The following is a 22,913-nucleotide window of genomic DNA, read 5'->3' as shown; positions in this document are numbered from 1 at the left end:
AGGTCATAGTCGTCGGCAATTTGTTATACTGTGAGGGTAAGCATAGCCTATTATGCCCTGGAGATAGTATTTATTTCTGGTGAATATTTATTGCTCATCGAAAAAATAATAAGAGGTTTGGATGACGGCATCGTCTCTATCTATAACAGAATCTGCGAGGCCCTCTATTTTAGAGTTTGAGCAGCTGAGTGTTCAACGCGGCGAGACGCCTTTGTGTGAGCAGGTCAAGCTATCCTTAATGGCAGGTGATATCTGTCATTTGGTTGGTGCTAATGGTACTGGAAAAACCACTTTGCTGATGCAGCTAGCAGGTCTATTACCAGTGTTGACAGGAGATATCCATTATAAAGGGCAGGCCGGCGTCCCCGTGCAGCCGTTATATGTCTCACATCAGTTAGGCATTAATACCAGTCTGACGGTAGCGCAAAACCTAATGTTTTTGCTTAATCTGTATGGTATTACACCCAGCATCGACGATATCGATGAAGCATTGGCTTGGGTAGGTCTGCAAGGATTTGAGACGATTAGCTCAAGTCATTTATCCGCAGGGCAAACCCGCCGAGTGACTTTGGCGCGCTTATACTTATTGACCGCTGATGTCACGCCACTATGGTTACTTGATGAGCCTTTTACAGCGCTCGATGTCGATATGGTAGCTCGCATGCAGATGCGCCTGCAAGAGTTTGCGCAGGCAGGTGGAGCGATAGTAATGACTAGCCACCAGCCAGTCAATGTCGCCACTCAGCGCCTTGATTTGTCAGATTATATGAGCTGTTATTAGGCTGCACACAAAAAATAAAGTTGTAGAAGATAAAGTCATAAAATACAAAAATTGCGGTACAAAGGATAAATAATGACAGAGAGCCCAATAATGTCAGAGCCGCGTAGTATTCTTTTTATGCAGCTGTGGCGGCGCGAATGGCAAGTTAAGCAGCAAGGAGCCGTGCAGTGGCTTTACCCCTTGATATTGTTTTTGGTTATCGTAACCCTGTTTCCATTAGCCGTTGGTAGTGAGCCTGAGCTATTACAGCGCCTTGCCGTGTCAGCGGTTTGGATCGCGGCTTTATTATCGCTAGTGATGGGCGTCGATAGCTTATTTAAGCCCGCGCTTGATAATGGTACTTTGGCGCAGTTGGTAGTTTCTCAGGCCTCCTTACCGCTTTGGGTGTTGATTCGCTTGGCGATTCACTGGCTATTTAGCAGCGGTATTGTGGCGTTGTTGAGCTTACTCGCGGTGCCTTTATTTCAGCTTAGCTGGTTTGAAGCTGGTATCTTGATGTTATCTATTATCGTAGGTAGTCCTATGCTGCTTATGCTCTCAGCGGTCGCTAGTAGCTTAACCTTATCACTGAAAAACGGTGCAGTATTAGTGCCATTGATTGCCTTACCGATGCAGCTGCCGGTACTTATCTTTGCTACAGGTGCGGTTGATTTATTTGCTACAGGCATGAATGGCTTGCCTATTTTAGCGTTATTGCTAGCAGGTAGCATAATGTCAGTCGTGATTATGCCCTGGGTCATCTCGGTGACTCTAAAGATGTCGTGGCTTAATTAGGGCGGGTGTAATGATGTTCAAATTAATATAGATTTTGCAGACTCAAAGGTTTTTAGCTGGACTATTTACTTCATGCTGAAAAGCGCCAGTTTTGCTATAATGAATTATTGAATAACTCGTTATCTATTTTGTCAGTATTTAATGTCAGCAGGTTATGGAGATGTATGATGAGTAGGGTCAATGCCCACTGGTTATATCCACTCAAACCATACGCTGTGCAATAGGTCTATCCCATGCCCAATCTGAATAATAGCTCAACTCCCAGTCCAAATGGTTCAATGCGCCAGCGCATTTGGCAAGGCTTTTTGACCACTGTGGGCACTAAGCAATTTTTTCGCCTATTTGCGCCTTGGGTAAAATGGCTTGCTATCTTAGCTACTATTTTTTTAATGATAGGTAGTATTTGGGGCTTAGCATTTGCGCCGCCTGACTATTTGCAAGGCAATAGCTATCGTATTATATTCATCCATGTACCTGCTGCTAGTATTGCTATATCGATTTATTTTGCGCTTGCGATACTTGGGGTTATCTACCTAGTATGGAAAATAAAAACTGCTAATTTAGTCGCGCAGGCAATAGCACCGATAGGGTTTTTGCTGTGTGTAATCAGCTTGTTGACGGGCTCTATTTGGGCCAAACCTACTTGGGGTACTTATTGGGTGTGGGATGCGCGTCTCACATCGATGTTGATTCTGGCATTTTTATACGCTGGAGTAATGGCTCTATTTGCTGCTTTTGAACATACTGCCAATCGTGGTAAAGCCGCTGCTATTTTGTCTATCGTTGGTGCAGTTAATTTGCCTATTATTAAATATTCTGTTGAATGGTGGAACACTTTGCATCAAGGCGCGACTTTTACCCTGACCGAAGCGCCTAAGATGTCTGCCGATATGTGGATGCCATTACTGTTTATGGTTATTGGTACTTATTTATTGGTTGCAACGCTAGCGATTTATCGGACCAATACTTTGATTTTATATCGCGATCAAGGCAAAGCTTGGGTAAAAGAGTACATTCGTAATCAAAATAAGTAGCCGTTGTTCTAAAATTTATAGCAAAATTGACTAGCTGGAGAGTCTAATGCAGCCTTATTTTTATAGCTTGTCTGAGTTTATCGCTATGGGCGAGCATGGTGTCTTTGTTTGGTCTTGTTGGGCTATTACCATCGTTATGATGTTAATACTGGTGATCTATAGCCGTCGCCAACGCCAGGCACTGGTCAAGCAGCTTACTATTCAGCAGGCAAGACAAGCACAGCGTAACGCTACTAGTGAGGCGTCTAGACCTTGAGATTCTAAACACCAATGCTCCAAATACTGAGATTTAACAGCATAGTTGCTGGCAATTTTCTGTAGTTGACTTGCTATCATCACCTATTGATTTACACCCAAATCGCTACCATATAGCCTATATAAGGTCTTTATCTGCATAGCTAAGAGCTATGATTTGCATAGAGTCAGGCTGAATCAGTCTCTATTTTGAATCTGTAGAGCCGATATTAAAAGCATATTATGAGGGAGTCGTATGAACGCAGTTCGTCGCAAAAAACTTATGTGGGTCTTTTTTACCCTTGCAGGTGCAGCGGTGGCCGTGGTACTGGTACTGTATGCTATTGGACAACAGACGGATTATTATTTTGACCCAACGGCTATCTCAGAAGGTCAGGCCCCTCAAGATAAGCGCATTCGTGCAGGCGGTATGGTGGTTGCAGGCAGTGTACAGCGCTCGCCAACCGATCCCCTGAGCGTTGAATTTGATATTACTGACTTTCAATCAACAGTACCCGTGACTTATCAAGGTATATTGCCGGATTTGTTTGCCGAAAACTCAGGGGTAGTCGCTACAGGTAAGATGCAAGGTAAGACCTTTGTAGCAGGTGAAGTGCTCGCTAAGCATGACGAAAACTACATGCCAGCTGAGGTCGCAAACTCTCTTAAAGAGAATAATCGTAGCAGCTTAGCACCTGCTTCTGAGCAGTACAATCCTGCTGAACCTTTGCATAAAACTCAAACTCTCGTACAGTAGAATTATTTTTAGCTAAATTAATCTAAAAATTCATTGCAAAAAAGCCACTGTCTGATGCAGTGGATTTTTTAGTAATAAAAATAGTCTTAACTTTTAGATTGTATACTTTTCATTCTTAATCAGTCATCCCACTTGGGGGTATAATCTGGATGTTCAATTTTACGACCGTCGCTACGAGCCAATTTACTGATTTGCGTTAATTCATCGGCATTCAACTGTACTTTAGTCGCATCCAAATTACCTTGTAAGTGGTCAGGGTTAGATGTCTTCGGAATAGCGATACGGTGTTTGTCTGATAATATCCAAGCCAATGATATCTGTGCTGGCGTCACGTTATGCTTGTCAGCGATGTCTTTGATGATGTCATTATCAAACACATCACCGCGCGCCAGTGGCGAGTAGGCTTCTAATAAAATATGATGATTATTCAAAAAGGTCTGCAAAGTATCTTGCTTAATAAATGGATGAAACTCAACTTGGTTAACCACAATCGGCACGTCAGCATACTTTTTGGCTTCAATAATATTGGCAATATTAAAGTTAGAAACGCCGATATTGCGCGTTAAGCCTTGCTTTTGTAGCTCGCACAAGGCTGGAATGGTATCAGATAATAGCACACGATCATCAGGCCAGTGTAGTAATAGCAGGTCAACATAATCGGTATCTAGATTTTCTAAAGAACGTTTAGCCGCTGCCACCAGTTTCTCTGGCTCAAACTTCATATCATCAGGGAAAATCTTCGTCGTCAAAAAGAATTTATCACGTGCCACGCCTGACTGTTTAATACCTTTTCCAACCTCGACTTCATTGCCATAAGCTTGCGCGGTATCGATATGTTCATAACCCATTTTTAGACCTTGGCTGACGACATCGATACAGTCTTGTCCAGTCGACTGCCAAGTTCCTAGTCCCAGTACTGGAATATTGGCTTGTCCAGCGGTACGGATATTATAGTTTTTAGTACTCATATTTAGACCTTATTATTCGTGTGATTTGTTAATAGAGGACTTATTAAGAGAGGTTACTCATGAATATTATTGTCTCGACCTCTATAGAGCCTAACTACTATAGAAAAAAGCAGGCTAAAGTGAAAGGGCGAGTGACGGTTTCCTACAAAGCTTACACAGGCTGTAACGTCAAAGCTTACTATTATAAAGCTTAGTGACCCTTTAAAATCAGTCATAAAAAACGCCCAGTACCTTTTGGTAGTGGGCGTTTTTATATCTACTGTTTAGAGCTCTGACAAGCTAGCTATTCAGCAGCAGCGACTTCGCCAGTAGCAGTAGCCGTACCTGCAGTAGCGCTAACTTTTGCGGCATAATCTTCTGGATTCCAAATCTTTGGATATTTATAGCCTGGGAAAGTGTCGTTCGCATACTTTTTGAACTCATCTGAGTTATAAGCGTTAGTGATGTCTTTGACCCATTTTTTATTAGCATCAGCAGATTTAATCGCTGACCAATTGACATAATTGAAGCTAGGCTCTTGGAACAGAGCGCTCGTCAATTCGATGCCAGCGTCAGTCGCATAATTACCATTAATAACCGCAAAGTCAACTTCGTCACGAGCGCGTGGTAATTGGGCGGCTTCTAATTCAACGATTTTGATATCGTATTTACTATTATCAGCAATATCAGACTTTGCTGCAGTCAGCGGGTCGATATCGTCTTTTAACGTAATCCAACCAAGATCGCTCATCATTACTAACGCGCGAGCAAAGTTACTAGGATCGTTCGGCGCTGAGACGCTCATGCCTTTATAGGCTTCTTCGATGTTAGTTTTTTTGCCAGAATAAATACCTAATGGCGCGGTAGGAACTTGAAATAGCTCAATCAAATCAAGATTATTTTCGGCTTTAAAGTTATCGAGATAAGGCTTGTGTTGGAAGATATTAATATCTAGGTCGCCATCAGCCAAAGCTAAGTTTGGACGCACATAATCGGTAAAAGTGATCAACTCAACTTCGTAGCCTTGCGCTTCTAGCGAGCCTTTGACTTGATTACGGACCATATCAGCAAAGTCGCCTTCGGTCGTACCGATGACGATCTTGGTATGGTCAGGATCGATATCACTAGGAGCGGCTACGGCAGTTTCACCTTCGGTTACTGCCTCTTTAGTGGCTTCTGGTGCTGATGAATTATTACAGCCAACGAGCACGAGACCTGATACGCCAACAGTCGCTAATGCGGTTGCTAATTGACGACTGATATCTGTTAATTTCATGGTTTTTCCTCAAGGATAAGTGGTAAATAGCTAATAATATAAAAGGCTGGTATTAAAAGATGAACAAATTAAGATGACGGCTTTTAATTCGGCACCACTGGGCAAATGATGATAAAACTAAACTTAGGACGCGCTAAAGTCAAGGGTTTCACTTATGATAACTAAATTCTACGCTTTGGGCGTGGCCTAGCGCTTATCTAAGCGAGTGGCTAGCCAATTACCAAAAGCCTGAATTGAGATCACCATAATCGATAGCATAATGACGATGAACACCATAACCTCAGTTTGATAACGATAGTAACCATAACGAATCGCTAAATCACCAAGACCGCCACCACCAATCATACCTGCCGCTGCCGAGTAAGACAGCAAACTAATACACAGGATCGTGACGGACAATATCAGTCCTGAGCGCGCCTCATTGAGCAGTACTTTGATAATAGTAAAGGGACGTGCTCCCATAGATTCGGTGGCTTCAATGATACCCCGCGGCACTTCACGCAGGTTTTGTTCAACCAGTCGTGCAAAATAAAACGAACCTGCAATAGCCAGCACTAAAGAGGCGGCAATAGGTCCAATGCCTGTGCCGACGATAGCTTTGGTAAAAGGGCTCATTGCAATCATCAAAATCACGAACGGAAAGGCGCGCATAAAGTTGGTAATACTACCTAATATTCCATATAGCGCTTTGTTCTGTAAGAACTGTCGATCACTTGATAAGAATAAAAATATTCCAAATATTCCACCAATAATAATCGCTGCAGTCGTTGAGATACCTAGCATAATAAAAGTATCGAGGGTCGCCTGCCAAATTTCTTTACGTAGGGTCAGTAGTTTATCAATTGAGACGGATAATTCAGTGCCAGTTAACATAATGATCTCTTTTGGCTAGTCTTCTTGTACTAAGCCTTTGCCGATTAAAGTAGTCGCTTGAATCAGGCCATCGCTAACATCCGCAACCTCAAGCAGATGTCCTTGATGTAGCAAGGCGGCGCGATGGCAGAGACGGCGAATAACGCTCATCTCATGGGTGACGATGACGATGGTCACGCCTAATTGCTCATTGATATCACGCAGGCAGGTGAGCAAGCTACGCGTCGTAGCAGGATCGAGCGCACTAGTTGGCTCATCGGCTAGCAACACTTTAGGACTAGGCGCAATAGCCCGAGCAATCCCAACGCGCTGCTTTTGCCCACCCGATAACTGAGCAGGGTATTGATCCGCTTTATCCGTAAGATCGACAATGTCTAGGCACGCCATTACCCGCTTGTTTATATCGCGACTCGCGTACCCTGAGACGGTTAGATTAAAGGCAACATTATCGTAAACCGTACGATTAGCCATCAAATTAAACTGCTGGAAAATCATACCTATATTATGTCGGGCAATGCGTAAGTCGCTGGCGGATAACTGAGTCAAGTCCACACCATCAATAATGACTTGACCGCTATCAGGGCGCTCAAGCATATTTATCAGGCGTAGCAAAGTTGACTTGCCTGCCCCTGAATAACCCATCAAGCCGAATATCTCGCCTTGCTGTACAGACAATGAGGTCGGCTCAACCGCTACAAATTGCAACGTTTTACCATCGGCACCCTTTATAGAGCGATCACTCATAAAGCTTTTGGTTACATCATTTAGGACGATCATCTCGCTCATAGAAAACTCAAGATTAGATAAGTTTTTTTGGTTATCAGCAGTGCTTATTTTTGAAGGATTAAACAAGCTTTGAAAGGTGATAACAAAATAGGGGCGTCAATATAGCATATTATTGACAGATTTAGTTATGAGGTTAGTGACTAAGGATATAGAGGTAGGATATTAGTGATTAAGCGAGAGCTAATACACTATTGAGAAGTGAGAGAATAGGGTAGGCTCTAGTCTTTTTAGTCATGGCTATAATGATTATTCATGACTGTTATGATCATTATAGTTATAATGCGGGTCGTGCTTTACTGGTAGTACTAATAAAAATCTAGTATAGCCATTGATAGTGTCGGTCGTAATACGTCCTTGATGCGCGGTGACAATTTGCGAGACCAGCGATAAGCCAAGCCCTGAGCCTTTTTTCTTTTGTTGCAAACGTACAAAGGGGCTAAAGATTTCTTCGCGCTTATCTTCTGGTATACCAGAGCCTTCGTCTATCACAGCTAATACGACATAGTTGGGCAGAGGTCGTGTTTCAATTTTAGGTTTTTTGAGATGTTTTTTAAATAAGCCTTCTTTACGAGGAGATGCCTCCGCATCTGTGGTCTCAAGCATCGTTAAAGAAGTCTTATCAGCAATCTCTTTACTGGCTTTTTTAGACTTCTGATTATTTATCTTAGACTTATTTGGTTGATCCTCATTTACTGCATTGTTATCCGCTAGCAATGAGGTTTTGACTTGTGAGGTTTCAGGAACCAAACGCCAAACTACTTTTTTGATTTTATCTGTTAGATTAATGGCCGCCTTATCGTGATTATTGATCAGTAAAGGTACAATGTTTCTAGGAATATTGTTTTTGGGACTATGGTTTTTATCAAAGAACTCATCAGTAGAATGCTTATTACTAATTGTATTACCAGGTAATTTTCGCTCTACTGCTTGTTCGAGTGATAAGGTGCTCGCTTTATTATACGTGTCAGAGTCATCGCTATTATCGTCAAAAGCATATCTATTATTGCTATTTTTGATCAAATCGTCATTGAGTATCTCGTCATTAATGGTCTCACCATTGCAATAAATAATAGGCAACGCGCTACTAGGATCTGCTTTAGTCTTATTGTCGTCTTTAGTTATGGCATCTTTAGCGTGGCCAGTCGTCTGTTGACCATTTTCAGACCATGCTATATCACCCAATGGCTCATCATAATGACTGTGATCGGGATCGTTGTAGTCAATCAAGCTACTAGATAACAAAGATTGCAGTAGATAATCGGGAATAATATCGGCCTCATCGATAGTCTGTACACCATAAAGAAGCACAGTAATAGGCGGCTCGCCGTGTAGCATCGCGTTGGTTAATAGATTACGGATCAGATGCGTAAGCATAGGAGGTTGGCCTTCAATAGCGATATGCTCGCCGATTAAAGTTGCCTCAGAGAAGTGTTGACGCTCTTGATTGACCAAGTCATATAAGTCAAAGGTCTCAATCTGCTGCATGACATGACCTGCATCTAGCCGACTTACCAGCAAAATGCTCTCGACCAAGTCATTAAGCCCTGACAGATCACGATTGATTGCCTGCGCCCGTTTATCAAATTTAGCTTTAGTATCAATGGGTAATACTACCGCTAGCATATCCATCATCTCAATTTGCAAGCGAATACGAGTAATGGGTGTGCGCAATTCATGAGAGGCATGGGCGAGTAACAAGTTATTGGCATTGATAAGGTGCTCAATCTTTTGCGCAGCTTGATTAAACCCATGTGCCAGTAAAGCAATCTCGTCATTACCACGCGCGTTGACTCGTACACTAAAGTCGCCATCACCGAGCTGGCTCATCTGCTGGCTCATCTGATTGATCCGCCAAGTCATCGACCGCGCAATCCACCACAGCGCACATGACATAATCAGTAATAGCAGCAGCGTCCCAGTAAATAAGTTCAGGGCAGCGGACAGTACAGGTTTTTTGGGTGGTAGGCGTGACTCGTATAATAAGGTATAGCCAGTGCTGCTATAGACTTGTGCTTGTTGAGTGGGCGGCGTATCTACAAAAGAGGGGAAAACACGTGATAATAGTGACGGCGTAGCAGGCAGCTCAAGCGGCAGGTCGCTATTATCGGTTTGCATGAGCAAGTTACCCTGAGCATCATATAAGCCCATCTTTGCTTGTAATGACTCATCAAAGATATCGAAGCTTTTTTTGACTACTGCTAGCATAAAGCGCGACTGCAGGCGATTCTCCTTACTAACTGAGATATTGAGCTCCTGCAAAAAAGGATCTATCTGTCCCAAAATTTGCATCGCTAACACCTCAGAGCGGATGTTCGCATCTTTGTCATGAACCAATTGAGTCAGCAGCACCATGGCCACTGCAAATAAGATAAGCGCCAGCATTACGCTGGCGAATAGCTTAGCAAAAACAGAGCGAAAACCCAATTGCTGCATCAAATAGTCTCAGTAGTCATTCTTAGAGGTTACAGTACTCAAAAGTCATAGGGCTTAAAAGTTACAGTTGCAGCATTAAACCATTATCACTTAAACCTGATCCGTTGCAAACTGATAACCGACACCACGTACAGTAATGATGCGTTTTGGCTGACGAGGATTGTCCTCAATCAATGCGCGTAAACGTGAAATATGGACATCGATAGCACGATCGATATTGTCCGAACTATCGTCATTTGGCATCGCTTGCCATAACTGCTCACGATTGAGAACTTTACCTGAATGGGTAGCAAAGTAGTGGAGCAATTGGAATTGATGAGTAGTTAGACGTACAGGCTGCTCATCGATAGTGACTTCATGGCTGTCAGGAAACACACTTAAACGACCAAAAGTTAAACTATCTGATTGACTCTCAGCTTGGTTAGGCTGCTCATGACGACGGATAACCGCACGAATACGAGCCAATAGCTCACGTGGCTCAAAAGGCTTGGCAATATAATCGTCAGCACCCATCTCAAGTCCAAGTACGCGATCAGTAGTATCGCCCTTGGCCGTGAGCATGATAATAGGTACTTTATTAGTCATATTATTTTTATTGCCACGAATTTTTTGGCAGACTTGCATACCGTCCATATCAGGCAACATCAAATCAAGCACGACTAAATCAATATCACGCTCTTTGGTGTCCAGTAAGTCTAAACCTTCTTGACCTAGACCTGCATGATGGACATCGTAGTAATTCATCGTTAAATAATCACTGATCAATTCTGCCAAATCTGGATCATCTTCAATCAATAAAATCTGCTTGCTCATAAAATAGCCTCTAAAGTTAATATTTAATATTTTTTCTGTGAATTCTTATATCTGTTAGCTTTTTATAATGATATAACAGTCTAAACGCTGATTGTTAATCAAGCTTAGCCTAGACTATAGTGCCTAATTGTGACGTTACCAAACAAGACATGCTTTGTTAATATTTCTATACCATGTAACTGAATCAAAGTAACTGGGCTAAAGTAACTGAATTAAAGCAAATAACTCTAAGTAACCAAGCCAAAGTTTCAACAGCTATATTCCGTATATTTACTATGCTTACTCTAAGAAACAATCACCTTTTTACCAGCTGATTGTAGGGGCAGCTGGGCTAAACAGATTAGACTGTCATTATTAATGCCAGCGATTAGATAGCGATCCGTATCAGGATCGTATTCTATAACTTCTACTGGCTGACGCGTCAAACGCTGATTTTGTTGAATGATCCAAACATTGGCGGTAAGGGTCATCATAGGTCTAAAAGGCGCTTTGGTAAGAGCTGATAAATCGGCATCGTGAATAGCACTTTTTGGGACGATAGTACCGACCTCTATCTGTCCATAATCAACGCGCCCAGTCACCGCCATATTGGCTTTAAGCTTACCACGATTGTTATCGGTATTAATAACATGAACATCAACCAATAGCTTATCATCAGTGCTAACGGTCAGCTTACTCACTTGACCTGTAAAAGTGTCGCTTAGACTCGCCGTTGTAAAGTTTACGGTTTGTCCCACTGAGAGTCGAGGCTTAGCTTGAATGGGCAGTGTAGCAACAAAATGTAGATCATTATCATTGCTTAAGTTTAGCATAGGAGCATTGATATCTAGTTGCTGCATAGCTTGAATAGACAGAGTATCTACGCGGCCTGTAAATGGCGCTTTGATAGTAATAAATGACGGGGCATTCATCTTGGGTTTAGAGGGGCTTTTATCTTTGCTCTCGTTAACGATATTCTCAAGTGCTGTATCAGCCGTTGCCGGAGTAATATCTGGCTTTGTAGTCGGATCATCTGGCGTAGTTACTGTTTTTGCAGCGCTTGAGCGGTCATTACCTGTATTTGTAACGGTCTTGGTATCCGTTGTTACTATGCTATCTTTTTTAACATTGATATCGCTATCATTAGAAGAGTTGTTGTTTACGATAGTCTCTGCTGGAGTAGTGGTATCTTGAGGCTCAACTATAGCTTGACGTTTGACTATGAATAAAGGGGTGCCAGCCTCTACCCATTGATTAGGCTCAACCAGTACTTGTTGCACAGTCAAGGCTTGATTGGCCTTAAAGCGCACCTGTTTGATAGCTGCGATATTCCCTTGCAAGCCTAAGCTTGGCTGATAACGCGAGGGCTTGATGCTCAGTATATGCTCAGGTGACATGGTGACTGTGTTTTCATCAATGATAATAGGCAAATCAGTTGCGGGCTGAGCGTCGATAGCTGGCTTTTCAACGATTGGCTCAGGAGGCTGGCAGCCTGTCATAGCTATTATGACGGTTAGTAGAGAAATTCTTAAAACAGCCTTTTTATAACCTTCCTTATGTTTATAGCCTTTTTTATAGTATTTCTTATGATTATCGGACACCATGTCACCTATTGTTATTTAGATTATAATTTGCAATTATAAACGTTATTTCATTGTGTAAACAAAGCTTAGACATAAAAACTAAGTTATCTACCTAAGCTCTCGACTAAATACTGTTAATTTGATCGTTAAACAGTGCGCATTATTGATATTTTTTGCTATGATAAAGCGCAAACGCTACAGGGTTGTGACTTGCTTCTAATAAAGCTAAAATTTATTTTTAGTTTATATTTTGCTATCAGATAATTATTAAGGCAGTATGAAGGCTCAGTTTAGTCTTTGTGCTAAAAATATAACGGTAGTCAATGCTATAATAGGTTAGTACTTGTTAACTTGATCTTGACTGTTGTCGTAATGCATTGAGCATGTATAAACAGTATATTGAAGACATAAAAATATCACCTGTAGCGGATAAATCATAACCATAAATTTGTACAACAAACACTGCTATTACGCATAAAACCGTTATTTATAGGATACAAAACATGGAAAATAATTTTGAAGGGCTAAAGGTGATGGTTATTGATGATTCAAAAACTATCCGCCGTACGGCAGAGACTTTACTACAACGAGCAGGCTGTGAAGTCATTACTGCCGTCGATGGTTTTGATGCCTTAGCAAAGATTGTGGATAATAATCCAGATATCATTTTTGTCGATATTATGATGCCACGTCTTGATGGCTACCAGACCTGTGCTTTGATAAAAAATAATCCAAGTTACGCCAGCAAGCCCGTTATTATGCTGTCATCAAAGGATGGCTTATTTGACAAAGCTCGTGGGCGCATTGTTGGCTCTGATGAATATTTGACTAAGCCTTTTAGTAAAGATGAGCTATTTGACGCCATTAATAAGTATCGCGATACGGTTCAGTCATAATGAATTTATGATAGACAGAAATACTGATTTTAAAACCTACGGGTTTTGTTATCTACACAATACTCAAAACATTCACAGTGTTATTCTCGCCCTATATCATAGAGGGTATCACTGATAATCAAGGAAACAACTATGACCACGGTTCTAGTCATTGATGATTCGCCATCTGAGATGGTAAAGCTTCGCGATATGCTGGCTAAAAATAGCTATAAAGTACTAGAAGCCGTTAACGGTCAACAAGGTTGTCAGATGGCCACTGACCATATACCAGATGTTATTTTGATGGATGTGGTTATGCCTGAGATGAACGGTTTTCAGGCCACTCGTAAGATCACTCACACAGAAGCCACTGCACACATCCCTATTGTGATGATAAGTACCAAAAGCCAAGAGACCGATCGGGTATGGGGTAAGCGCCAAGGTGCCAAAGAGTATCTGGTTAAGCCTATCGATGAGACGGAATTAATGCGTGTTATTCGCATGGTAACGGAGTAATTTGTGACCTCTAAAGGATTTATTGAGCTACTGCGTTTGGCTGATTTAGCCAAAGCACGTCTGAGTGGTCGTCAAGGCGGACAAGAGTATGACTGGCGCGGGGTGGTATTTGAGGTGGGTGGTCAGCGTTTAGTTGCACCTATAGGAGAGGTGTCAGAGATACTGGCTATGCCTGAATACACTAGTGTTCCTTTAGTAAAACCTTGGCTCTTAGGTATTGCTAATGTTCGTGGGCGTCTGCTGCCGCTGACAGATTTGTCAAAGCTATTAGCCGTGCCCAGTCATCTACCGCAATTGAGCCAGCGCAAGGTAATCGTCGTTGATCATAGTACGGTATTTTCAGGGCTGATCGTTGATCAAGTGCTAGGGATTGAGCAGTTTACGCGCAGTCAGTATCGTGCGCAGCCTATGGACAGTCACTCGCCATTTGCGCCCTACAATCACGGTAGGTTTTTCAAGAACCAACAAGAATGGTTGGTTTTTATGCCAAGCTTATTAGCACAAGACTCGCGCTATATTGATGCTGCAATATAAAGGAATAACTACAATGAATGATATGACTAAACGATCTGCGCTTAATATGAATAAATCTGCTTTACCTACCGAAAATAATAATAGTAAATGGATCGCTTTGTTAGGGATTTTCACGGTAGTCATCATAATTAGCTTGGTTGTTATATTTAATTCACTATCAGCAGTGAGTCAGTATTTACAGAATTTCAATCAAGCAGTGGTTTTACCCGTTATCGCTTTTGTAATCGCTTTAATTATAGTGGTCTATTCTTTATCACAGCTGTTCAAGCAACGCGATGGTAGTGAGCGCACCTTAGTTGAACAAGAAACGCTACGCCGTCGACAAGAGGCGGAAACTGAGTCGGAGCGCTCGCGTCAAATTCAAGAAGAAAACGAGCGTAATCAGATGGCTATTTTGCGTCTGCTTGATGAATTAGGCGACTTAGCAGAAGGCGATTTGACCGTCAGTGCTACGGTATCGGAGGACTTTACAGGAGCTATCGCTGATTCAGTAAACTTTGCTATTGATCAGTTACGTCAGCTAGTAATGGTCATTAATAATACTGCTGAGCAAGTATCCCAGTCCTCTGAGCGTACACAGCTCAAAGCCGTTGAGCTTGCAGAGGCCTCTGAGCATCAGGCCCAAGAAATCGCTGGAGTATCCGCGTCTATCAATGAGATGGCGGTATCGATTGATAAAGTGTCCAATAATGCGACTGAGTCAGCGATAGTGGCTGAGCGTTCAGTCGATATTGCTTATAATGGTGCTGAGGTTGTACAGCGTTCCATTGAGGGTATGAATGTTATTCGTAACCAGATTCAAGAAACCTCAAAGCGTATTAAGCGCTTGGGCGAATCCTCGCAAGAGATTGGCGATATTGTCAGTTTGATTAATGATATTGCCGATCAGACCAACGTTTTGGCATTGAATGCCGCTATTCAAGCGTCAATGGCAGGCGAGGCAGGGCGCGGGTTTGCGGTAGTGGCTGATGAGGTTCAGCGTTTGGCTGAGCGCTCGGCTAAAGCAACTAAACAGATTGAAACCTTAGTTAAGACCATTCAGGCTGATACCAATGAGGCTGTCATGTCGATGGAGTCGACAACCTCAGAGGTGGTACGTGGTGCGCGCTTAGCAAAAGATGCTGGTGAGGCACTTGAAGAGGTGCAAAACGTCTCTAATACACTATCCGACCTTATTCAGAATATCTCTAATGCCGCGCAGCAGCAGGCAGAATCAGCAGGTCATATCTCGAACACTATGACTATCATTCAAGACATCACCTCACAAACTTCTTCAGGCACGTTAGCAACAGCGCGTTCAGTCGGTGAGCTCAATGAGATGGCTGGAGCACTGCAAGAATCTGTAACAGGTTTCAAGATATCAAATCATAGCTAATACTCATGCTATAAAAACCTTGTCATTCAACACGATTTTTGGTTTAGCTGTTGCCAATGACTAGGTACTAGTTAATGCTCAGAGGTTAATGAACTACCAAGCATTAATCGACCTCTGAGCATTAGCTATAAGTATCATAATTGATAGCTGGTAAGAATTAGCGCCTTAACAAGTCAGGATAATCCTATGAATACCCAGTCCAACAAAATTGTGATGCTTGAATGGCTATTGCCATTGCTAGACCAGCAACTATCACAAATGTCTGACAACTGGCAGCACCATAGTGACTTAAAAGGTGATCTGAAGGCTAATAATACAATACAGTCTTATAAACAAATTGCTCAAGTATTGCTTATAGCAGACTTACCAAGATTGAGCTTACTGGCGAGTAAGCTTAGTCAATTGGCTAAAGCCTCTAAAATATCGTATGAGCAGTCAAAACGTTCAGAACGATTGGGTACGTTTGCTCATAATCTATTAAAAAACGAGCTAATATTTTTTGTACAAACGGGTAGCTATCGTCGTGTGCTTATTGATAGCACTATCGCTGAGCTCACTCAAATGCTCACGCCAAAAGAGTCAACTTTGCGGCATGAAAAATCCATTACCTCTCAGATAGCACATATTGACAATGAGCGTTATCAGCTTAGCGGATTTGATAGTGCCACGGTGAGCTTTACTCAGTATATTGATCTTATCATTCCAAAACATAAGACCAATCCAGCATTAAAAACTAGTAAATATCAGCAATTACTAAAAGCGTGGCAGCAGCAAACGCAAAAACTGCTGGCTGAGTCACTAGTTGATAACAAACAAGCCCCTGTTATACAAGCGCTGATCAAGGTTTGTCGTAGTCTATGGCAGGCCAAGCTGGCAGCTACGGCTATCGATAACAAGCGCCTATGGTTCCTAACTGAACTATGGTTGAGCAGTTTGATGAGCCAACCACAGTCTTCCAAGCAGATTCATCCACTACTGTTGCGATTAGAGCAAGTCTTACAGATAGCCATTGAGCCAAACACTTTGGTTAATCAAGATGAGCTTGTCGAGCGTTTAGCGACAGATATTTATCTACAGCTTAGCTTAGCAACCACTGACGAGAGTATTCAGGCTAAGCTTGATAAGCTGACGCGCCAAGCTGATATAGAGGTGCGTTTTTTGTCCTATATGCTGACTGAGCTTGAGACTATAATATTTACGCTTGATGAGCCGCAGGCTGTAGTAGACCCTCTACAGCGTCTAAAGGAACAGTTGGCGCAAAGAGGCTGGCTGCTATATGAAAACCAAGTCGCTCAAATTCTGACAGATCTTACGGCTAGTATGAATTCAGAAGACGCTTTTTCGCAAATGCAGTGGCAGATTGAGCGTCAACTGCAAGAGCTGTGTAGCATTATATATGATACTGAGCATGCTATTTCTAGTTATCTCGGGCGGCCAGTTATCAATGATGCCAGTACTAATATTATAGGTCGCAATCGACAAAATTTGGATGAATTAGCAGACGACGAATTAATAGACGACGAACTGACAGAAGATAGTGACAAAAACTCGCTAGCGAGGCTACGCCAAGCTTTTACAGATATTAAGCTAAATATCACTGATAATATCAAAAGCCATCCCGATGCGTTAAAGGCATCTACTAGCGCTACTACTGATCTTAATACTGTGCTAGCAGAGATGGGGGTACTTTCATTACAACAAATTAGCGATGAGTTAGATAGCTTATTTGCGCAAATTACTACGCATAACATCAACTCTATTGGCATAGAGCTAACCCAAGCACTAGCAGCAATTATAGCTATTCTCGAGCGCTTGCTGGATTATTGGGCCCAGCAAGTATTAGATCAGTATCTAGTGCAACAAGCGTATGATTATATTGAACAAGCGCAACACTTATTAACGGTGAGACTGGCAACGCCAGATGCTGATTTTGAAGCAGATAAATGGCAAGTAGTTGGGCACAGCACAGATAATGCTGCGACTGCTGTCGTGCGCTATGATGATAGTGGAGAGGTTACGGATGCTACAACAGCCAAGAACACAACTAATAAAACTATGAGTGATGATGGCGCCACTACTAACTCTGGCGCTACTGATACTAATAGTGATAAAAATGGTCAGCAACAGCGAGAGAACGAACCATCGGAGAGTGCTGCCTTACAGCTGGTTCGAACAAAAATAAAAGCGGATAATTTGCAGATGAATAAAGCGGTTCGTAGTCTTTTCATTATAGAGGCGATAGAGGTTGTTAGTGATTTAGAGGGCCTTTTGCTGACATGGCAACAAGACTTGCAGGATTTGACTGCTTTAACAGAGATGCGAAGTAACTTTTACGCCTTAAAAGTGTCAGCAAAGGTAGCCGGCGCTTTTGGCATCAGCACGCTAGCTGCGACAGTTGAGCATTTACTCAGTGCAGTCGTCAATAATACCTTATTAGTCACTGAGGACTTAATAACGTTAGTATTGCAGGCTAAAGAGCAAGTAACGATTTTGATTGATGACTTTTCTAACGAGCAGCAACCGAGCATTGACTTGGCTCATACTATATTAAAAAGCAATAATTTGATCGCAGGTTTGCCATTATCTCAAGGGATAAGTAGCACTGAAAGTGAGCCAAAGCCCAATGATAATAACGACAGTATTGATAATGATATTATTAATAAAGACAGTGCCAATAAAGTCAGTGTCAATACTGCTGATGCTGATACAAAAAAGGCTATCAAGCGCGATTCTATAACTAATAATCAGCGCAGTCTAAGCCCAACAAACTCGGACTCTAGCCTTCCAGTAGCGCTTGCGCCTTTTATAAAACAAGCAACACCGTTGCCTACTGATTCAAGCGATGCCGATCCTGATATCAAAGAGATATTTATCGAAGAAGCCCAAGAGGTGCTGGCTCATATCACAACATTGAATGAGCAATGGCAAAACGCCCCTAATGATTTGACAAAACTCAAAGAGATTCGACTCGGCTTTCATACCCTAAAAGGTTCAGGGCGTATGGTAGGTGCAAATACTAGTGCTGAGCTGGCATGGTCAATTGAGAATCTTCTTAATAGAGTATTAGAGTCTAGTATCCTAGTATCTACAGACATACAAAGTCTGATTAGCGATGTTTTAAGTGCTTATCCGCAGCTGGTTGCTATTTTTGCTGAAAGTAAAATAGACTATCCCGCTAACGTCTTATTATGGATAGCTTGTGCTACTGCTTATAGCCAAAAGCAAGGAGACACCTTTAGCTATTCAGATATACAAGCTTACGCCTTGGCTAATGAGCGTAGCGATTCTAAAACTGGTAAAGCTGACGAAACTGATAAAAGCCATACCTATGATGAGAGTAGCAGTGATAGTGATAACATCGATCCTATGCTCCAGACTATCTATTCAGTCAATGAGATTATGGCAGAAGCGTCTGTCATAATAGCGCCGCAAAGTGAGGAGGAGCAAGCGCTTTGTGAGATATTCATCGAAGAGGCACAGAGCCTAGTACAAGAGATAGATGATTTTGTACAGAAGTATAAACATAAGCGCCGAGTCAAAGTCAGCGATCAAATCGTGCGAGCTTTTCATACGTTACGAGCCGCTTCAGGCTCAAGCGCTTTGGTCGCTATCAGCGAAGTTAGCGCTACTATAGAGCATAGCCTAGAGCAGTTGCAGCAGCAAGATATTCCTATGACACCGCAACACTTGCAGGCGCTGACTCAATCGGTATCTTTGATTAAAGGATATCTAGACAGCTATGACTCAAGCTTAAAGCAGCAAAATAGCGTTGTCGAAGAGACGCACAGTGATGATGACTTGGCCTCACTACAGGCTATGCTTGATGAGTCTGATGAATTACCTGTTATGATTGACAGTCAATTGAGCGCAGCGCAGCTATTAGACTTAGGTATTGACGGACTCCTAGATGCCGAGTGGCAATTAGTATCTGCACTAAAATCTGAGAATGCAACGTCCAATATGCTTGATGCTGATGCTAAGAATGAGGATGATCATAAGCTCAGTGATATAAATGATGCTAATCCAAGCATTGAGCATCTGCAATCAGTACAGACCTATATTCATCAGCAGCGTCAACAAATAGCTAGATTGGCAGCTAAGACTTTAGAGTTACCGAAGTTTCCGCCGCTCCTTGAAGCCTTAGATAGTGTCTATCATCACTTATATAAGTATCCGAGCTTAGCTATCGATACGGCTATACAGCAAGTATTGCTAAGCGGACATGCCCAGCTGGTTGGGCTGTTTGATGCATTAGCGGCTAGTATGTCGCCAAAAATTGATCAGCAAGTGCTTGAGAGCCTACTCGCTATCTCCTCTCAACAACCTCTTATCCCTCAATCTTCCAAAGATACTTATAATGTCGCAAGCAAACAGGCAAGCGAGCTGCACATTGAGATTATTGACACTGATGTTGAGCTGTTGGAGATATTTTTAGAAGAAGCGCAAGAGTTAAATGAGGCTATTAGCGACACTTTAGATATCTGGTGTGATGATATCGAAAACTTAGCTACGATAAAAAAACTACAACGCTACGCGCACACTATCAAAGGTGGCGCGCAGATGGCAGGTATCTATAGTGTCAGTGAGCTTACTTATCAGATAGTTGATATATATGAACGTTTCATAGAAGATGATATCAGTCCGACTATGCAATGGGCCTACGTCGTAAAAAAACTGCAGGATGTTTTAGTTTTACAGATTGATCAGTTATTAACTGCCAAACAGTCGTTTTTTGCGCTTGAGCTGATTGAGCAATGTCGAAAGTTCTTGCAAATGGGAAAACTGCCTTATCACGTTAGTCTTACAATACCAGCACCTGAAGCTCAGGATAATGCAAGCTTATTAAAGACAGAAGAAGATAGCGAGTCGACATCAGCAATTAGTATAAATGAGCTGATAGCAGAATCATGGCCTAATGAACAGCCTGACGCTGATATCTTAGCGCTTTATCTAGAAGAAGCTGAAGAGCTCATTAGCAGTAGTAATAAGAGTTTACAGCTGTTTTTGACTAATAATCATAATACTGAAGCACTGCAATCATTACAGCGAGACCTACATACCATCAAAGGCGGCGCCCGTATGGTCGGAGCTAATGGTATCGCCGATTTATCGCATGAGATGGAGAGTATATACGAAGAGTTGGCCCTTCGCCGTCGACCCGCTACTAAGATGGCCTCAAAGCTGTTGACCGCTTGTCATGACTGGATCGTTGACGCTGTTTTTGTATTAAAACAGCGTGTTAATCCACCAACTCCCGTCGCATTTATTGCAGCTTTAAAGCAATTCAACAGTAAGTCTGATAGTCTCAAAAAAATTCCCAATGAGTCGCTCAATGATTTACGCGAAACGATATTAAACGCCAAAAAAGGCTCAGAAAAACACTACATAGCCATCGATGTCAGTGAGATGCCATCGATGTCAGGCAACTTCTCTGAACCAGTTGAGAGCGTTAGCACTGCTGAGGTAATCCGCATACCTAGTAGCTCAGTTGAACATATGATCAATCTATCTGGCGAGTCAGCGATCAACCGTACGCGTATTGATATGGGTATGACCAGCTTGACCAATAGTATTGAAGAGATGGGTACTACAGTGCAGCGGTTGGCCGATCAGCTCAGGCGCATGGAGCTGGAGCTAGAAGTACAGATACTATCGCAAATAGATGAAAAACTGATTGATAGTGAAGATTTTGATCCACTGGAGATGGACCAATATTCCTCATTGAACCAATTATCCAAGTCTTTGAGCGAATCAGCATCAGATTTGGTGGATATTAATAATACTTTGTTAGAAAAGACTCAAGATAACGAAAGCCTGCTATTGCAGTTAGCGCGTACTCAAACAGAGTTGCAAGATGGTCTTATGAGTTCGCGCATTGTTCCTTTTACTCGTCTGACTCCGCGTTTGGAGCGTATCGTACGTCAAACGGCCAATGAGCTAGACAAATCTGTTGACTTAACGATTATCAACGCTGACGATGAGATGGACAGAACCATCTTAGAACGTATCACCTCACCCCTTGAGCATATGATCAGAAACGCGGTCGATCATGGTATTGAAGATACTCAGACACGCCTAAAATCAGGTAAGGATTCTAGTGGTCATATTACTTTAGAAGTCCTGCGTGAAGGTAGTGAAGTGGTCATTCACCTAAAGGATGATGGACGTGGCATCGATGTCGAAGCGGTACGCAAAAAAGCGGTTAGTAAAGGCTTAATCGATGTTGATGATCATACGCTTAGCGATTTGGATATAATGCAGTATGTCTTTAACGCGGGTCTTAGCACCACCGATCAGTTGACTCAAATATCTGGACGTGGCGTGGGTATGGATATCGTCGTCAGTGAAATTCGTCAGCTGGGCGGGGTAGTGTCAGTGTCGTCTGAGCCTAATAAAGGCTCACAATTTACGATACGCGTGCCTTTATCAGTGGCTATTACTGATGCCTTAGTGGTGCGAGTGGCTGATGGCTATTATGCGATTCCATTGGTGCAGATTGAGCGAGTGGTAAGAGTTAATTCTGAAAAGCTCTATGATTATTTTAAGTCAGGTGCCGCTATGCTTGCCATTGACGATCAAGCATATCGTGTTCGTTATCTCAATGAGATCCTCTCAGGTAGTAAATTTAGTGAGCTGATAGTGAATACCAATACCAGCCTACCTTTGGTCATTATAAAGAGCCGCACGGGACAAAATATCGCTCTGCTAGTGGATCAGATCTCAGGTTCGCGTATTGAGATGGTGGTTAAGCCTTTAGGTCGTCAACTGTCGCATATCACAGGAATGTCAGCAGCTACTATCATGGGTGACGGCTCTGTTATGCTGGCTTTGGATCTAGTTGCCTTGATGCGTAATGCTTCTTTATCAAAAGCTGTGAAGCCTACTCTCAAGGTTAATGCTGCTGATACTAAGAGGCGACCAACGGTTATGGTCGTTGATGACTCGGTAACGGTACGTAAAGTCACCTCAAGATTTTTAGAGCGGCAAGGGGTTAATGTTATGATTGCCAAAGATGGGGTAGATGCGATTGAGATTCTACAAGAGACCGTACCGGATTTGATTTTATTAGATATTGAAATGCCTAGAATGGACGGTTTTGAGGTTGCAACTCATATTCGTCATAATAAACGCCTGCAATTAATACCCATTATTATGATCACCTCGCGTACAGGGGAAAAACATCGTACGCGCGCATTTGAAGTAGGTGTCGATGATTATATGGGTAAACCTTTTCAAGAAATACAACTGCTTGAGAAGATAAACAAGCTTCTAGATAGTGAAGTACGTTTAGATTATGATGGCTAGACCATCTATGAGTAAAAAGTATATTCAGATAAATTTTC

Annotated in this window: 16 protein-coding genes and 1 pseudogene; 10 read left to right on the top strand and 7 right to left on the bottom strand. The window is 42.3% G+C overall.

The window, feature by feature from the left end:
• Positions 1-121 precede the first annotated feature (121 nt).
• The 5 genes from ccmA to ccmE all read left to right on the top strand — a co-directional run bounded on the left by ccmA (position 122) and on the right by ccmE (position 3,580).
• Entirely contained in the window at positions 122-781 is a 660-nt protein-coding gene (gene ccmA, locus Q9G97_RS11105; protein ID WP_305898864.1) for a heme ABC exporter ATP-binding protein CcmA, read from the top strand.
• A gap of 72 nt (positions 782-853) precedes the next feature.
• Positions 854-1,555, top strand: coding sequence for a heme exporter protein CcmB (locus tag Q9G97_RS11100; protein WP_305898863.1), 702 nt, complete (start codon positions 854-856; stop codon positions 1,553-1,555).
• 233 nt (positions 1,556-1,788) lie between these two features.
• The gene (locus Q9G97_RS11095) at positions 1,789-2,589 is read left to right on the top strand and encodes a heme ABC transporter permease (protein ID WP_305898862.1); all 801 of its coding nucleotides are present in this window, start codon (positions 1,789-1,791) and stop codon (positions 2,587-2,589) included.
• A gap of 46 nt (positions 2,590-2,635) precedes the next feature.
• A complete protein-coding gene (ccmD, locus tag Q9G97_RS11090) occupies positions 2,636-2,845 on the top strand; it encodes a heme exporter protein CcmD (protein ID WP_305898861.1) in 210 nt (69 codons plus the stop codon).
• 234 nt (positions 2,846-3,079) lie between these two features.
• Positions 3,080-3,580 carry a cytochrome c maturation protein CcmE gene (gene ccmE, locus Q9G97_RS11085; RefSeq protein WP_201570111.1) on the top strand — a complete coding sequence of 167 codons (501 nt, stop codon included), beginning with the start codon at positions 3,080-3,082 and terminating at the stop codon, positions 3,578-3,580.
• 119 nt (positions 3,581-3,699) lie between these two features.
• Here ccmE and Q9G97_RS11080 read toward each other — a convergent pair whose 3' ends face one another.
• The 7 genes from Q9G97_RS11080 to Q9G97_RS11050 all read right to left on the bottom strand — a co-directional run bounded on the left by Q9G97_RS11080 (position 3,700) and on the right by Q9G97_RS11050 (position 12,288).
• Positions 3,700-4,548: an aldo/keto reductase gene (locus Q9G97_RS11080; RefSeq protein WP_305898860.1), complete on the bottom strand. Its 849-nt coding sequence runs from the start codon at positions 4,546-4,548 to the stop codon at positions 3,700-3,702.
• A gap of 283 nt (positions 4,549-4,831) precedes the next feature.
• Positions 4,832-5,803: a MetQ/NlpA family ABC transporter substrate-binding protein gene (locus Q9G97_RS11075; RefSeq protein ID WP_305898859.1), complete on the bottom strand. Its 972-nt coding sequence runs from the start codon at positions 5,801-5,803 to the stop codon at positions 4,832-4,834.
• Between the two features lie 186 nt (positions 5,804-5,989).
• Complete coding sequence (locus tag Q9G97_RS11070; RefSeq protein WP_201570107.1) at positions 5,990-6,676, bottom strand: methionine ABC transporter permease; 687 nt, start codon at positions 6,674-6,676, stop codon at positions 5,990-5,992.
• 15 nt (positions 6,677-6,691) lie between these two features.
• The gene (locus tag Q9G97_RS11065) at positions 6,692-7,462 is read right to left on the bottom strand and encodes a methionine ABC transporter ATP-binding protein (RefSeq protein WP_201570106.1); all 771 of its coding nucleotides are present in this window, start codon (positions 7,460-7,462) and stop codon (positions 6,692-6,694) included.
• A 246-nt stretch (positions 7,463-7,708) separates the two neighbouring features.
• Complete coding sequence (locus tag Q9G97_RS11060) at positions 7,709-9,895, bottom strand: sensor histidine kinase (RefSeq protein WP_305898858.1); 2,187 nt, start codon at positions 9,893-9,895, stop codon at positions 7,709-7,711.
• 90 nt (positions 9,896-9,985) lie between these two features.
• Entirely contained in the window at positions 9,986-10,708 is a 723-nt protein-coding gene (locus Q9G97_RS11055; protein ID WP_201570104.1) for a response regulator transcription factor, read from the bottom strand.
• Positions 10,709-10,992: 284 nt separating this feature from the next.
• A complete protein-coding gene (locus tag Q9G97_RS11050) occupies positions 10,993-12,288 on the bottom strand; it encodes an efflux RND transporter periplasmic adaptor subunit (protein ID WP_305898857.1) in 1,296 nt (431 codons plus the stop codon).
• Between the two features lie 485 nt (positions 12,289-12,773).
• Between Q9G97_RS11050 and pilG the strand changes: the two genes are divergently transcribed.
• From pilG to Q9G97_RS11025, 5 genes and pseudogenes are all read left to right on the top strand, one after another.
• On the top strand, positions 12,774-13,166 hold the full coding sequence (pilG, locus tag Q9G97_RS11045) for a twitching motility response regulator PilG (protein ID WP_201570102.1): 393 nt from the start codon (positions 12,774-12,776) through the stop codon (positions 13,164-13,166).
• Positions 13,167-13,298: 132 nt separating this feature from the next.
• The gene (locus Q9G97_RS11040) at positions 13,299-13,661 is read left to right on the top strand and encodes a PleD family two-component system response regulator (RefSeq protein ID WP_305898856.1); all 363 of its coding nucleotides are present in this window, start codon (positions 13,299-13,301) and stop codon (positions 13,659-13,661) included.
• A gap of 3 nt (positions 13,662-13,664) precedes the next feature.
• Positions 13,665-14,195, top strand: coding sequence for a chemotaxis protein CheW (locus Q9G97_RS11035; RefSeq protein WP_201570100.1), 531 nt, complete (start codon positions 13,665-13,667; stop codon positions 14,193-14,195).
• Positions 14,196-14,550: 355 nt separating this feature from the next.
• Positions 14,551-15,570, top strand: a pseudogene (locus Q9G97_RS11030) (methyl-accepting chemotaxis protein); the annotation flags it as partial.
• A 186-nt stretch (positions 15,571-15,756) separates the two neighbouring features.
• Positions 15,757-22,875 carry an Hpt domain-containing protein gene (locus Q9G97_RS11025; RefSeq protein ID WP_305898855.1) on the top strand — a complete coding sequence of 2,373 codons (7,119 nt, stop codon included), beginning with the start codon at positions 15,757-15,759 and terminating at the stop codon, positions 22,873-22,875.
• The last annotated feature ends 38 nt before the right edge of the window (positions 22,876-22,913 follow it).

This window comes from Psychrobacter sp. M13 (assembly GCF_030718935.1).
Lineage (GTDB): Bacteria > Pseudomonadota > Gammaproteobacteria > Pseudomonadales > Moraxellaceae > Psychrobacter > Psychrobacter immobilis_G.
This window is presented reverse-complemented; position numbering and strand designations above follow the sequence as displayed.